The 14,506-nt window shown below is 65.0% G+C and carries 11 protein-coding genes; 7 read left to right on the top strand and 4 right to left on the bottom strand.

The features are described from left to right. Nucleotide 1 precedes the first annotated feature (1 nt). From xdhB to puuE, 3 genes are all read right to left on the bottom strand, one after another. Nucleotides 2-2,356: a xanthine dehydrogenase molybdopterin binding subunit gene (xdhB, locus tag FA90_RS23430; protein WP_036173115.1), complete on the bottom strand. Its 2,355-nt coding sequence runs from the start codon at nucleotides 2,354-2,356 to the stop codon at nucleotides 2-4. A gap of 25 nt (nucleotides 2,357-2,381) precedes the next feature. Continuing rightward, the gene (gene xdhA / locus FA90_RS23425; RefSeq protein ID WP_036173112.1) at nucleotides 2,382-3,881 is read right to left on the bottom strand and encodes a xanthine dehydrogenase small subunit; all 1,500 of its coding nucleotides are present in this window, start codon (nucleotides 3,879-3,881) and stop codon (nucleotides 2,382-2,384) included. Nucleotides 3,882-3,969: 88 nt separating this feature from the next. Then, nucleotides 3,970-4,953, bottom strand: a complete 984-nt coding sequence (puuE, locus tag FA90_RS23420; RefSeq protein ID WP_373994623.1) for an allantoinase PuuE — start codon at nucleotides 4,951-4,953, stop codon at nucleotides 3,970-3,972. 124 nt (nucleotides 4,954-5,077) lie between these two features. On the opposite strand from puuE, the gene uraH reads away from it, so the two are divergent. From uraH to FA90_RS23385, 7 genes are all read left to right on the top strand, one after another. Further along, nucleotides 5,078-5,431 carry a hydroxyisourate hydrolase gene (gene uraH / locus FA90_RS23415; protein WP_036173109.1) on the top strand — a complete coding sequence of 118 codons (354 nt, stop codon included), beginning with the start codon at nucleotides 5,078-5,080 and terminating at the stop codon, nucleotides 5,429-5,431. 399 nt (nucleotides 5,432-5,830) lie between these two features. After that, entirely contained in the window at nucleotides 5,831-7,072 is a 1,242-nt protein-coding gene (locus FA90_RS23410; RefSeq protein ID WP_036173107.1) for a hypothetical protein, read from the top strand. Between the two features lie 11 nt (nucleotides 7,073-7,083). Further along, nucleotides 7,084-7,491, top strand: a complete 408-nt coding sequence (locus FA90_RS23405) for a hypothetical protein (protein ID WP_036173104.1) — start codon at nucleotides 7,084-7,086, stop codon at nucleotides 7,489-7,491. A 75-nt stretch (nucleotides 7,492-7,566) separates the two neighbouring features. Continuing rightward, nucleotides 7,567-9,147, top strand: a complete 1,581-nt coding sequence (locus tag FA90_RS23400) for a methyl-accepting chemotaxis protein (protein ID WP_081934003.1) — start codon at nucleotides 7,567-7,569, stop codon at nucleotides 9,145-9,147. A 138-nt stretch (nucleotides 9,148-9,285) separates the two neighbouring features. Next, complete coding sequence (locus FA90_RS23395; protein ID WP_036173101.1) at nucleotides 9,286-10,584, top strand: HlyC/CorC family transporter; 1,299 nt, start codon at nucleotides 9,286-9,288, stop codon at nucleotides 10,582-10,584. A gap of 252 nt (nucleotides 10,585-10,836) precedes the next feature. Continuing rightward, nucleotides 10,837-12,564: a type IV-A pilus assembly ATPase PilB gene (gene pilB, locus FA90_RS23390; RefSeq protein ID WP_036173098.1), complete on the top strand. Its 1,728-nt coding sequence runs from the start codon at nucleotides 10,837-10,839 to the stop codon at nucleotides 12,562-12,564. Between the two features lie 8 nt (nucleotides 12,565-12,572). Beyond that, nucleotides 12,573-13,811, top strand: a complete 1,239-nt coding sequence (locus FA90_RS23385) for a type II secretion system F family protein (protein ID WP_036173095.1) — start codon at nucleotides 12,573-12,575, stop codon at nucleotides 13,809-13,811. A gap of 6 nt (nucleotides 13,812-13,817) precedes the next feature. On the opposite strand, the gene FA90_RS23380 is transcribed toward FA90_RS23385, so the two are convergent. Then, a complete protein-coding gene (locus tag FA90_RS23380; RefSeq protein WP_036173092.1) occupies nucleotides 13,818-14,468 on the bottom strand; it encodes a hypothetical protein in 651 nt (216 codons plus the stop codon). Nucleotides 14,469-14,506: the final 38 nt, after the last annotated feature.

Raw genomic sequence — 14,506 nt, 5'->3', positions numbered from 1 at the left:
CTCAAGCCGTGTGTCCGGACGCCGCGGTGGACGCGGCGCTTTGCACCGCGCTCACCGCCGCCAGGATCGCCTCGCAGGTCGCCGGCGCGTTCAAGGGCGGATCGATCTTGTGCCCGCCGACGCTGGAGACCGCATCGCGGATCGCGAAGAACACCGAGAACGGCAACAGCAGCGGCGGCTCGCCCACGGCCTTGGAGCGGTGGATCGACGCCTCGACGTTGCGGTTGTCGAACAGGCGCACGCGGAAGTCTTCCGGGCAGTCCGACACGCCCGGGATCTTGTAGGTCGACGGCGCATGCGTCATGAGCTTGCCGCCGGCGTTCCACCAGAGTTCTTCGGTGGTCAGCCAGCCCATGCCCTGGATGAATGCGCCTTCGACCTGGCCGATGTCCAGCGCCGGGTTGAGCGAGTTGCCGGCGTCGTACAGCACGTCGGCGCGCGCCAGCTTCCATTCGCCGGTGAGCGTGTCGACCACGACCTCGGCCACCGCCGCGCCGTAGGCATAGTAGGAAAACGGATGGCCGGTCATGGTCTTGGCGTCCCAGTGCAGGTTCGGGGTCGCATAGAAACCGTCCGACCACAGCTGCACGCGCGCCAGGTAAGCCTTGGCCACCAGCTCACCGAACGGGATCTCGTGGCCATTGACGAACACGGTATCGGCGGCGAAGCGCACGTCGCCCGGTTCGCCGCCGTGCTGGCGCGCGGCGTACCCGGCCAGGCGCTCGCGGATCTGGCGCGCCGCATCCTGGGCCGCCATGCCGTTCAGATCGGCGCCGGTCGAAGCCGCGGTGGCGGAGGTGTTCGAGACCTTGTCGGTGCGCGTAGCGGTGATGCGCACGCGCGCCAGGTCCACGCCCAGCTCGTGCGCGACCACCTGCATCACCTTGGTGTTGACGCCCTGCCCCATCTCGGTGCCGCCGTGGTTCACCAGGATCGAACCGTCGACGTACACGTGCACCAGCGCCCCGGCCTGGTTCAGGTGGGTCACGTTGAAGGCGATGCCGAATTTGACCGGCGTGAGCGCCAGGCCCTTCTTCAGCACGGGGCTGGTGCGGTTGAAGTCTTGGATCGCGGCGCGGCGGGCGCGGTACTCGCTCGAGGCTTCGAGCTGGTCGACCAGTTCGTGGATCACGTTGTCGACGATGACCTGGCCGTAGGGTGTGACGTTGCGGTCCGTCTTGCCGTAGAAGTTCAGCTTGCGCACGTCGAGCGCATCCTTGCCGAGCTTGCGCGCGATCTCGTCGAGCACGTACTCCATCGCGATCGCACCCTGCGGCCCGCCGAAGCCGCGAAAGGCGGTGTTCGACTGCGTGTTGGTCTTGCCGCAGGCGGCGCGGATGTCGACGTCGGACAGGTAATAGGTATTGTCGAAGTGGCAGACCGCGCGCGTGGCGACCGGGCCGGACAAGTCGGCCGAGTAGCCGGCGCGGCTCACCATGTCGACGCGCGCAGCCAGGACGCGGCCCTCATCGTCGTAGCCGACTTCGTATTCGTAGTGGAAGCAGTGGCGCTTGCCGGTGACCAGCATGTCGTCGTCGCGGTCGGCGCGCAGCTTCACGGGCCGGCCGCTGCGCTTGGCGGCCACGCCCGCGGCCGCGGCCCACAGCGCCGACTGCGATTCCTTGCCGCCGAAGCCCCCGCCCATGCGCCGGCATTCGACCGTCACGTGGTGCGAATGCAGGCCGAGCGCGTGCGCGACCACGTGCTGCATCTCGCTCGGGTGCTGGGTCGAGCACAGCACCAGCATGCCGTCGTTTTCCTGCGGGATGGCGTAGGCGATCTGGCCTTCCAGGTAAAACTGTTCCTGGCCGCCGACGTACAACTCCCCGGCCACGCGGTGCGGCGCGGCCTCGAAAGCGGCCTGGGCGTCGCCGCGCGCCAGGCGCATCGGCGGCAGCACGTATGACTGCGCGGCGCGTGCCGCTTGCGGAGTCAGGATCGCCGGCAGCTCCTCGTACGACACGAGCGCCTGGCGCGCGGCACGGCGCGCGTTGTCGTGGGTGTCGGCGAGAACGATGAAGATCGGCTGGCCCACGTACTGCACCAGGCCATCGGCGAAGATCGGATCGTCGTGGATGATCGGGCCGCAATCGTTGGTGCCCGGGATGTCGCGCGCCGTGTAGACCGCGACCACGCCGCGGCTGGCCCTGACCGGCGCCAGGTCGATGCCGAGCACCCTGGCGTGCGCCTTGGCGGACAAGCCGAGCGCCGCATGCAGCGTGCCGCGGACCTCGTCGATGTCGTCGGTGTAGTCGGCCTGGCCGAGCACGTGCAGCCGCGCCGACTCGTGCGGGCGCGAGCGGCCGACCTGGGTCCACTCGGCGGTTTCGAGAGCTGGGGTGCCTGCGTCGTTCATCGTGTTCTCCTCGGCCTCGGTTCGTTCAACCGGCGGCGAATGCGTTCAAGGCTTCGGCCGGCAGCGGATTTTCGCTGCGCGTCTCGAACCAGAAGCGGCGCAGCAGGTTCTGCGCGGCCTGCATGCGGTAGCTGCTGGAGGCGCGCATGTCGCTCAAAGGGGCGTAGTCGGCCGCGAGCGCCGCCATCGCATCTTTTAACGCCTCTTCGTCCCAGGCGCGGCCGATCAGGGCCTGTTCGGCCTGCGCGGCGCGTTTCGGGGTCGCGGCCATGCCGCCAAAGGCGATGCGCGCGTCCTTGACGATGCCGCCATCGAAGGTGAGCGCAAAGGCCGCGCACACGGCCGAGATGTCCTGGTCGAAGCGCTTGGCCAGTTTATAGGTGCGGAACGCCACGCCCGAATTTGCAGACTGCTGCGGCAGCGGCACGCGCACCCCCTGCACGAACTCGCCCGGCTGCAGATCCTTGACCTGGTAGCCGAGATAGAAGTCTTCCAGCGCCAGCGCGCGCTCGCCCTGCGGCCCGCGCAGCACGACCTGGCTGCCGAGCGCGATCATCCACGGCATCGAGTCGCCGATCGGCGAGCCGTTGGCGACGTTGCCGCCCAGCGTGCCGGCATTGCGGATCGGGAGCGAGGCGAAGCGCTGCCGCATCTCGCCCAGCTCGCGCGGGTAGTGGCGGATCAGGACGGCGTAGGCGTCTTCCAGCGACACGCCGGCGCCGATCTCGATGAAGCCGCCGAGCTCACGCACGGTTTTCAGCTCGGCGACGTGGCCGAGGTAGATGATGTCGGGAAGTATCCGCATCTGCTTGGTGACCCACAGACCGACGTCGGTCGAACCGGCCAGCAGCACCGCCTGCGGGTGCGCCGCGCGCGCCGCCACCAGTTCGTCCAGGCTGCGCGGCGCGTGGAAAGTCTGGCCGGCGTGGCTGTACACCGCCCCAGGATCTTGCAACCTCGCGCGCTGCAGCGCCTGCAGCTGCGCGGTCACCGATGCGCGGTCGAACCCGGCCGGCGGCAGCGCCGTCATACGTCTGGCCGCGTCGATGATCGGGCGGTAGCCGGTGCAGCGGCACAGGTTGCCGGACAGGGCGTCGTCGATCTGGCAGCGGGTCGGTTCGCGCAGTTGGCCATCTGACTCCTGTTTCAGGTACATCGCCCACAGCGACATCGCGAAACCCGGCGTGCAGAAGCCGCATTGCGAGCCGTGGCATTCGACCAGCGCCTGCTGCACCGGATGCAAGGCGCCATCCGCCTGCTGCAGGTCTTCCACGGTAAACAGCGCCTTGCCGTCCAATGTGGGCGTGAACTGGATGCAGGCATTGACCGCCTTGAGTTTCAGCTCGCCGTCTTCGAGCGATCCGACCACGACGGTGCAGGCGCCGCAATCGCCCTCGGCGCAGCCTTCCTTGGTGCCGGTGCAGTGCAGGTCTTCGCGCAGGTGCTGCAGCACGGTCTGCGTGGGCGCGACATTGCCCGCCTCGCGGACGGCGCCGCGGTAAAAGAATCGGATCGGTGTGGACATGGTGGCCTCGGATTGAACCCAGCGTGCAAGACTAGCATCGCCGACTGCACATCATATAACTTCAGGATGATTTTTAATATCATCCCTTTCAAATACTGCCGAGCCCCTGTGCCACGAATGGATGGCGCTGGCGCCAATGGTCGGCGATGTCGATCCGGCGTGCGATCCACACGTGCTGGTGGGTCTGCACGTAATCCAAGAAGCGCGCCAGCGCCGCCGCGCGCGCGGGACGGCCGACGATGCGGCAATGCAGGCCGATCGACAGCATCTTCGGCTGGTTCAGGCCGTTCGGGTCGCCTTCGAGATACAGCACGTCGAAGGCGTCCTTCAGGTAGTCGAAGAACTGGGTGCCCGAATTGAAACCCTGCGGCGCGGCGAAGCGCATGTCGTTGGTGTCGAGCGTGTACGGCACGACCAGGTGCGGCTTGACGTCCGGGCGGCCGTCGGCATCCAGGATGTCGACCTGGGTCCAGAACGGCAGGTCGTCGCCGTAATGGTCGGCGTCGTAGGCGAAGCCGCCGTGCTCGGCCACCAGGCGGCGCGTGTTGGGCGAATCGCGGCCGGTGTACCAGCCCAGCGGCGCGGCGCCGGTGAGTTCGCGGATGATCTCGACCGCCTCGATCATGTGCGCGCGCTCGGTGGCTTCGTCGACGTGCTGGTAGGAGATCCAGCGCAGGCCGTGGCAGGCGATCTCGTGCCCCAGCTCGCGGAAAGCCGCCACCGCTTCCGGGTTGCGCTTGAGCGCCATCGATACGCCAAACACCGTCAATGGCAGCTTGCGCGCCTCGAACAGGCGCAGGATGCGCCACAGGCCGGCGCGCGAGCCGTACTCGTACAGCGACTCCATGCTCATGTGACGCATGTTGAAGGCCTGCGCGCCGATGATCTCCGATAAAAAGGTTTCGGACGCCGGGTCGCCGTGCAGTACGCTGTTTTCGGCGCCTTCCTCGTAGTTCAGCACGAACTGCAGGGCGACGCGGGCGCCGTCCGGCCACTGCGGATGCGGCGGCGTACGGCCGTAGCCGATCAGGTCGCGCTGGTAATTGACGTACGTGTCGATCGAATTTGCCATGGCTTGGTTATGGATGCACGGAAACATTGATGATGGGTATATCGACCATCATATATTGCCAGAAGCACATCGCTATATGATTGTCCCGATACGTGATCTCACCTCCCACATATAGGACCATCGCATGGGCAAACTCAGCACCCACGTACTCGACACCACCCAGGGCAAACCGGGCGCACGTGTGCGCATCGAGCTCTACTTCATGAACGACGGCCAGCGCACGCTGCTCAAGAGCGAAACCACCAATGCCGATGGCCGCTGCGACGCGCCGCTGCTGTCCGGGGACGAGTTGCGGGTCGGCCAGTACGAGCTGGTGTTCGCGGCGGGCGACTATTTCGCCGACCAGGGCGTCACCCTGCCCAGCCCGCGCTTCATCGACCGTGTGACGATCGCCTTCGGGGTGGCCGATGCGAGCCAGAATTATCACGTGCCGCTGGTGGTGACGCCGTGGTCGTACTCGACCTACCGGGGCAGTTGAAGCGGACGTTAGCGGATCGCCAGACTTGCTGTCCTTGAGCACCCTGGTGGAACTGATACGGCCGCCAGGCTGGCGAGGCCGCGGCTTTCTCACACATTTCCACGCCAGGCATTATCTGATCGGCAAATTTGATAATTTAATGTCATGCGTCGGCTCACGCACGTCTCCAATCGATAAATGACGCATTTTTTCCTCGCCCAGATCAAGCCGAGTGTGAGTTTTTGCCAACAGTTCGTTAGATTTGCAAAAATACACACGCATATTTACTGATTTTCGTTGTGGAAATATTTGGTGCAGCAATACAATTAACTCAAGCAATACATCGTGTGGCCCAACAACCGCCACCACTTGCCTCCGCATTTCCGACAACTTAATCACGCAGCACTGCAAGATCATTCCATGAAAAACTCTCTCGTGGCGACCATGCTCGCCCTGCCTCTGGCCGTCTCTACCGCTTATGCACAAGACACTTCCGCCGTCCGCATCAGCGGCTTCGGCACCGGTGCACTGACCTGGACCAACAACGACGACGCCCAGTTCGTGCGTCCGAACCAGCCCAGCGGCGCCAAGCGCAATCCCGTGACGAGCGTCGACTCGAACCTCGGCCTGCAAGCCGACTACAGCGTCAACAGCTGGCTGTCGGTGACCGGCCAGGGCCTGGTGCGCAAGGACGGTGAAGACGACTACGGCGCCGAGCTGAGCTGGGCCTTTGCCAAGGCCAAGCTGTCGGACAACCTGAGCGTGCGCGTCGGCCGCATGGGCCTGCCGGCTTTCATGATCTCCGACTACCGTAACGTCGGCTATGCCAACACCTTCCTGCGTCCGCCGTCGGAAGTCTACTCGCAGGTGCCGATCAACAGCTTCGACGGCGCCGACATCACCTGGCAGCAGGAATTCGCCGACACCACCTTCACCGCCCAGTTCGGCCTCGGCCACAGCAAGACGACGCTGACCGGCGGCGCCGACGCCGACGCGACCGGCCTGAAGGCCCTCAACCTGAGCGCCGAGCACGGTCCGTTCACCCTGCGCTTCGGCCGCACCGAAGCCAAGATCACGGTCGAGAACTCGGCGTCGCTGATCAACCTGGCCTCGACCTTCACCAAGGCTGGCGCGGCGCTGCGCATCCCGCAGCTGACCGACATGGGCAACCTGATCAACAAGCCGAAGGAAAAAGGCAGCTTCACCTCGATCGGCCTGAGCATGGACTGGAACAACGTCGTCGCCCAGACCGAATACGCCAAGCGCAAGCTCGAAACCTACTCGGGTAACACCAACTCCTGGTACGCGCTGGCCGGCTATCGCTTCGGCAAGTTCCTGCCGTACTACAGCCACGCCAAGCTGTCGGTACCGGCGGACTTCACCAATACCGTCCCGACGTCCTGCCCGGCCGGCTCGCCTGCCGCTTGCGGCGCGACCGTGCGCACCCTGTACGGCACCGTGGAATCGCTGCGCAACAGCGCCCAGGGCGGCTCGCAGAGCACCGACTCGATCGGCGTCCGTTGGGACTTCATGAGCTCGGCCGACATCAAGTTCCAGCTCGACCGCGTCAAGCCGCAAGGCAAAGGCCTGTTCGCACAGCCGACCGCCACCTTCCATGGCCCGGTCACCGTCGGCGCCATCGCCGTCGACTTCGTGTTCTGAGGAGACCCGAGATGAAAGCAATGATCAAAACCTCCCTCGCCGCAGCCATCCTCGCGCTGGCCGTGCCGGCCATGGCCGAAGTCGTCGTCGTGGTCAACCCGAAAGCCGCCGAAAGCAGCATGAGCAAGGACCAGGTGGCCCAGTTCTTCCTCGGTAAATCGACGTCGATGACGCCGGTCGACCAGGCCGAGGGCGCCCCGATCCGCACCGAGTTCTACAAGAAGGTGACGGACAAGGAAGCCTCGCAGGTGAAGTCGCTGTGGTCCAAGCTGGTGTTCACCGGCAAGGCCACGATGCCGAAGGAAGCCGCCGACAGCGCTGCCGTGAAGAAGGCCGTCGCCAACGATCCGAAAGCCATCGGCTACATCGAGAAGAGCGCCGTCGACAGCTCGGTCAAGGTGATCTACACCGCCCAGTAACGCACGGGCGCGACGGCCCCGCACGCCTCGAGAGGGTGTGCGGGGTCTTGCCATTCAAATTCAGGAGAAGGCAGCATGAGTATCAAGCGCAGGATCTGGGCACTTCCGGTCATTTCGGCCATCATTTTCGGACTCGGCGTTGCGGTCAGCGCCAGTATTTCGACACGTGCCTTGAACTCGATCCAGATGACCGAAAACGTCGACTTCCCGGCGCTGAGCGCGGCCAAGGGATTGGCGGGCGACATCCAGGCGGTCACGGACGGGCTGCGCGATGCTGTCAGCGAAGGCGACAAGGCCCGTGTCACGCAGATCGGCGAGCAGGCCAACAAGGTGCGCGCGCGCCTGGCCGACATAGGCAAGCTCGAGGGCATGCAGGACAGCGCCGCCCGTCTGGGCAAGGATTTCGACGATTACTACGCGCCGGCGCTGTCGGCGGCGAAGATCATGCTCGACCTCGAGCAGGGCGATCCGCAAGCGGTGGTCGGGCGCATGCAAAAGGCGCTGACCACGCTCAACGGCGACGTCGCCAAATTCACCGAACTGACCCAGCGCCAGTTCAAGGACGGACTGGCCAGCAGCGCCACCAGCGTGCGCCGGGTGCTCACCGCCACCATCCTTACCGCCCTGATCGTGATCGCGACCCTGGCCATCGTCTCGTGGTTCGTGGTGCGCACCATCTGGCAGCAGCTGGGCGGCGAGCCGGAATATGCGCGCGACATCACGCGCGCCGTCGCCGCCGGCGACCTGTCGATGGAGATCCGCACCGACGCCGACGACCACGCCAGCCTGCTGGCTGCGCTGAAGGACATGCGCGCGCGCCTGTCGGGCATGGTCGCCGACATCAAGACCTCGGCCGAGACCATCTCCACCGCCAGCTCCGAAATCGCCAGCGGCAACGCCGACCTGGCCAGCCGCACCGAATCCCAGGCCGGCAGCCTGGAGCACACCACGCGCGCCATGGAATCGCTGACCGACACCGTGCGCGCCAACGCCGCCAGCGCCGGCCAGGCCAACCAGCTGGTCATGTCGGCAAGCGAGGTCGCCACCCGCGGCGGCCAAGTGGTCGGCAACGTGGTCGCCACCATGGGCGCGATCAACGATTCGGCCAAGCAGATCGTCGAGATCATCTCGGTCATCGACGGCATCGCCTTCCAGACCAATATCCTGGCCTTGAACGCGGCCGTGGAAGCCGCGCGCGCCGGCGAGCAGGGCCGCGGTTTCGCGGTCGTGGCCAGCGAGGTGCGCTCGCTGGCGCAGCGCTCGGCCGCCGCCGCCAAGGAGATCAAGCAATTGATCGGCGACTCGGTCAGCAAGATCAACGCCGGCACCGTACTGGTCGACGAAGCCGGCTCGACGATGGAACAGATCGTGACCTCGGTACGCACGGTGCACGACATCATGGCCGAGATCGCGCAAGCCAGCCAGCGCCAGAGCGATGGCATCGAGCAGATCGGGCGCGCGATCGGCGCCATGGACGAGATGACGCAGCAGAACTCGGCGCTGGTCGAGGAAGCCTCGGCGGCGGCGGTGTCGCTGACCGAGCAGACCGGCCAGCTGACCGAGGTGCTGGCGGTGTTCAAACTGAACCATGCGCTGGATGCCCCGATGCTCGGCCGCCCGCAGCTGTCGCTCGCGCTTGCCGGCAACGCGCGCTGATACCACCAGCGCGGCCGGGGGCGGCATGTGCGCCCCTGGCCAGACTGGCCAAACTTGCAAGCCCCCTCCCCTTGACTTAGAATCGGGCTGATGCGCTGGCTCCGGTCAGCTTCCCTTGCACGATTCTCACGGTGAGCCTTGGAAACCGTACCGCTTTGGGTGCTGATCCTTGCACTCGCCCTCCTGATACTCTGTTCGGCCTTCTTCGCCATGGCCGAAACCGCGCTGATGGCGGCCAACAAGTACCGCCTGCGCCACATGGCCAAGCGCGGCCACCGCGGCGCCGTTACCACCCTCTGGCTGCTCGAGCGCACCGACAAGCTGCTTTCCCTGGTGCTGATTGCGAATACCTTGATCAATGCCATGGCGACCGCGCTGGTCACCGCCATCGCCATCCTGTTCTTCGGCCATGAGGAAAGCGTGATCACGATCGCCACCGCGGTCGTCGCCTTCCTGCTGATCGTGTTCGCCGAGATTTCGCCGAAAATCATCGGCGCGACCTACCCGGAGCGGATTTCGCTGGGGAGCAGCCGGGTGCTCAAACCCCTGATGAGCGTGGCCAAGCCGGCGATCTGGTTCGTCAATCTGTTCGTCAACGGGCTCTTGAAAATCCTGCGCATCCGTGGCGTGAATGCGCACAACCAGCATCGCCTGTCGCTGGAAGAGTTGCGCTCGGTGGTGCTGGAAGGCGGCCAGTTCATTCCGCAAAAGCACAAGAGCATCCTGCTCAACCTGTTCGATCTGGAAAAGATCTCGGTCGAAGACATCATGACCCCGCGCAGCCAGGTCGAGGCGCTCAACCTGGACGCGCCGATCGAGCAGATCAAGCTCGAGCTGACCACCTGCTACCACAACAAGCTGCCGGTATTCGAAGGCGAGATCAACAAGATCGTCGGCATCCTGCACGTGCGCAAGGCGATCGGCCTGCTCAACGAATCGGACGAAATCAGCGTCGACCATCTGCGTGCGCTGCTGTCCGAGCCCTACTTCATCCCCGAAGACACGGGCGTCTTTGAGCAACTTCAATATTTCCAAGAAAAGAAGGAAAAGCTCGGCATCATCGTCGACGAATACGGCGAGGTGCAGGGCCTGGTGACGCTCGAAGACATCATCGAAGAGATGATCGGCGACTTCACGACCTCGATGCCGGGCACGGCGCGCGGCGAAACCATCGGCTGGAACGCCAAGGGCGAATGCCTGCTCGAAGGCGCGACGCCCTTGAGAGACATCAACAAAAAGCTCGGCCTCGACCTGCCGCTGGACGGGCCCAAGACCGTCAACGGCTTGCTGCTCGAGCTGCTGCAGGAGATTCCCGACTCGCCGATCGCCTTGAAAATCGGTCAATGCGTGATCGAAGTCGTGCAGGTGCAGAACCAGGCGATCAAGGTCGTGAAACTGTTGCGCCCGGTCGCGGTCAAACGCTGGCTGGCGGCCTGAACGAGGCTGCCGGACCGCCGCGCCGGCCTCGATCGGCGCCTCATCCACCGCAAGCCGACCGGAGCGCCGATGTTGTCCTCGTGTTCACGCCAGGGCCCGTCCAGGGCCGCATGTCATTTCGTCTACGTGGTATGCATGCCTCTTCCCTCATGTCAAACGCTTGACCATTTTGATGCCTGCAGGCATCATTCCTTTCATCCTCCGGGGCCGCTCAATCCGGCCCGCTTCTTGTCGCCCACCCGACCGTAAACTATGGCAGCAGTCCTTCCCACCCCCATGACAGGCAGTGCGCTGCCCGGGTTGGCGCGCGCCCTGATCCAGGCCGGGCGATTGCCGATTGCGCAGGCCGAGACCCTGCAAAAGAAGGCCACCGCCGACAAGGCCGGTTTCATCGACACCTTGCTCGGCGCCGGCCTCATCGATTCGCGCGGACTGGCGGTATTTTGCGCCGAGACCTTCGGCTACCCGCTGCTCGACCTGTCCGCGCTGAGCCTGGAAGCGCTGCCGGCCAACGCCATCGACGCGCGCCTGATGCAGAGCCAGCGCGTGGTGGCGCTGTCCAAACGCGGCAACAAGATGTCGGTCGCGCTGTCCGACCCGACCAACACCCAGGCGCTGGACCAGATCAAGTTCCAGAGCGAAGCCTCGGTCGAACCGGTCATCGTGCCGCATGACACCCTGCTGGCCCTGCTGGCCAGCCTCGCCAAGGGCGCCGACCAGACCATCACCGACCTGGTCGGCGAGGATGCCGAGATCGAGTTCGCCGAGGAAGAAGCGCAGACGACGGTGCAGGAAGCGGCCGCCACCGACGTCGAAGATGCACCGATCGTGCGCTTCCTCAACAAGGTGCTGATGGATGCGATCACGCTCGGCGCCTCCGACATCCACTTCGAGCCCTACGAAAAGCAGTACCGCATCCGCCTGCGCGTCGACGGCGTGCTGCGCGACCACATGCAGCCGCCGGTGTCGATCCGCGACAAGCTGGTGTCGCGCATCAAGGTGCTGTCCAAGCTCGACATCTCGGAAAAGCGCGTGCCGCAGGACGGCCGCCTGCGCCTGGTGCTGTCGCCGACCAGGTCGATCGATTTCCGCGTCAGCACGCTGCCCACGCTGTTCGGCGAAAAGACCGTCATGCGTATCCTCGACGCCACGCAAGCGCAAATGGGCATCGATTCGCTCGGCTACGAAGCCGAACAGCGCGCGCTGCTGGTCGACGCCATCACCCGCCCCTACGGCATGGTGCTGGTGACCGGCCCGACCGGCTCGGGCAAGACCGTGTCGCTGTACAGCTGCCTGAATCTGCTGAACAAACCCGGGATCAACATCTCGACCGCGGAAGACCCGGCCGAGATCAATTTGCCCGGTGTGAACCAGGTCAACGTCAACGAAAAGGCCGGCTTGACCTTCCCGGTTGCGCTCAAGGCTTTCCTGCGCCAGGACCCGGACATCATCATGGTCGGCGAGATCCGCGACCTGGAAACCGCCGACATCGCGATCAAGGCCGCCCAGACCGGCCACATGGTGTTCTCGACGCTGCACACCAACGATGCGCCGTCGACGCTGACGCGCCTGGTCAACATGGGCGTGGCGCCGTTCAATATCGCGTCGTCGGTGATCCTGATCACGGCCCAGCGCCTGGCGCGCCGCCTGTGCACCTGCAAGCAGCCGCTCGAGATCGAGCGCGACGCCCTGAAAGCCGCCGGTTTCCGCGACGCCGACCTGGACGGCGAATGGAAACCCTACGGCCCGATCGGCTGCGAACGCTGCCTGGGTTCCGGCTACAAGGGCCGGGTCGGCATCTACCAGGTCATGCCGATCAGCCCGGCAATCGAGGCCCTGATCCTGGCCAACGGCAATTCAATGCAGATTGCGGCCCAGGCAGAGCAGGACGGCGTCAATTCGCTGCGGCGCTCGGGCCTGATGAAAGTCAAAGCAGGCTTGACGAGCCTGGAAGAAGTGCTCGGTTGTACCAACGAATAGGATAAATCATGGCAACTTCTGCCCAGGTACGCGGCGGCGCCGCCCGCCCCCAGATCAAGGAACACGTCTTCGCCTGGGAAGGCAAGGACAAGACCGGCAAGACCGTGCGCGGCGAAATGCGCGCCGGCGGCGAGACCATCGTCAACGTGACGCTGCGCCGCCAGGGCATCGTCGTGACCAAGGTCAAGAAGAAGGCTTACCGCAGCGGCAAGAAGATCCAGGACAAGGACCTGACCCTGTTTACGCGCCAGCTCGCCACGATGATGAAGGCCGGCGTGCCGCTGCTGCAATCGTTCGACATCGTCGGCAAGGGCCACGCGAACCCGTCGATGTCCAAGCTGATCATGGACCTGCGCGCCGACATCGAGACCGGCACCAGCCTGAACAACGCCTTCCGCAAATATCCGCTTTACTTCGATCCGCTGTTCTGCAACCTGGTCGGTGCCGGCGAACAAGCCGGTATCTTGGAAGACCTGTTGACGCGTCTCGCGATCTACAAGGAAAAAACGCTCGCCCTCAAAGCCAAGATCAAGTCGGCGCTGATGTACCCGTGCTCGATCCTGGCGATCGCCTTCATCGTCACCGCCGTGATCATGATCTGGGTGGTGCCGGCGTTCAAGTCGGTGTTCGCCAGCTTCGGCGCCGACCTGCCGGCGCCGACGCTGATCGTGATGGCCATGTCCGACTTCGTCGTGCAATGGTGGTACATCATCTTCGGCTCGATCTTCGGCGGCCTGTACTTCTTCTTCCAGTCCTGGAAGCGCTCGCTCAAGATGCAGCAGACCATGGACCGCGTGCTGCTGCGCCTGCCGATCTTCGGCGAGGTGATCCGCAAGGCCACGATCGCGCGCTGGACGCGCACGCTGTCGACCATGTTCGCGGCCGGCGTGCCGCTGGTCGAAGCGCTCGATTCGGTCGGCGGCGCCTCCGGCAACAACGTCTACCTGGAAGCGACCAAGAAGATCCAGAACGAGGTCAGCACCGGCACCAGCCTGACGGTCGCGATGCAGAACGTCAACGTGTTCCCCAACATGGTGACGCAGATGGTATCGATCGGCGAAGAGTCCGGCGCGCTCGACGGCATGCTCGGCAAGGTCGCCGACTTCTTCGAAGAGGAAGTCGACGAGGCCGTGGGCGCCCTGGCCTCGCTGATGGAGCCGCTGATCATGGTGATTCTGGGCGTGCTGATCGGCGGCCTGGTGGTGGCGATGTATCTGCCTATCTTCAAGCTGGGGTCGGTGGTCTGAGGCGGCTCAGCCGTGCAAGCCGGTCCGGCCCTGGCGCGCTGCCAGGCCGATGGCCGCCAGGCCGGCAGCCAGCATCAGCATCTCCGACGGCTGGGGTACCGGGACGACCGCGCCGAAGGTGATGTTGTCGTAGCCGACCCGGTCGGCGGTTCCGGCGAAGCTGATCCAACGGGCGGTGCCGGCGGAGGTCGCGCCGACCGGCGTCCAGTTGCAATACGTTCCAATCGGATCGCCGCTGCAGCCCGCGTCGAATGGCGCGCTCAAGGGCAGCCGGGCCAGCACCTTGCCGGTCCCGTTCAGGCCGTCGTACACGGTCACGCTGGCCGCCTTAGACGACGAGTCATGGAACGACAAACCGGTATCGAAGCCGACCGCAGTGTTCAGGACAGCCTCGTTATCGTCGAGGAAAAACATCACGGTATTCGGCGACGGCTCGTTGCTGAAATTGCCGGTCCCGCCCGCATCCTCGTCGACGATGGCCAGGGTGGCGCCGCTGAAGCTGATGCCGTAGTTGGGTCCACCTGCGCCGTTGTAATAGTCGCCGTTGGGATTCAGATTGCCGCTCCCTTCGAAGTCCAGCGTGATGACGTCCGCAAACGCCGGCGCCATGCCGGCCGAGAGCGCGGCCGCCGCGAATGCGCGTTTCAGGTGATGCATACATTCTCCAGTTGATCCGAGCCCGGCCGCTGCCGCCG

The sequence above is a fragment of the Massilia sp. 9096 genome, from assembly GCF_000745265.1.
Classification (GTDB): domain Bacteria; phylum Pseudomonadota; class Gammaproteobacteria; order Burkholderiales; family Burkholderiaceae_D; genus Telluria.
Note: the sequence above shows the minus strand (reverse complement) of the source record. Positions and strands in the feature narration are given on the sequence as shown.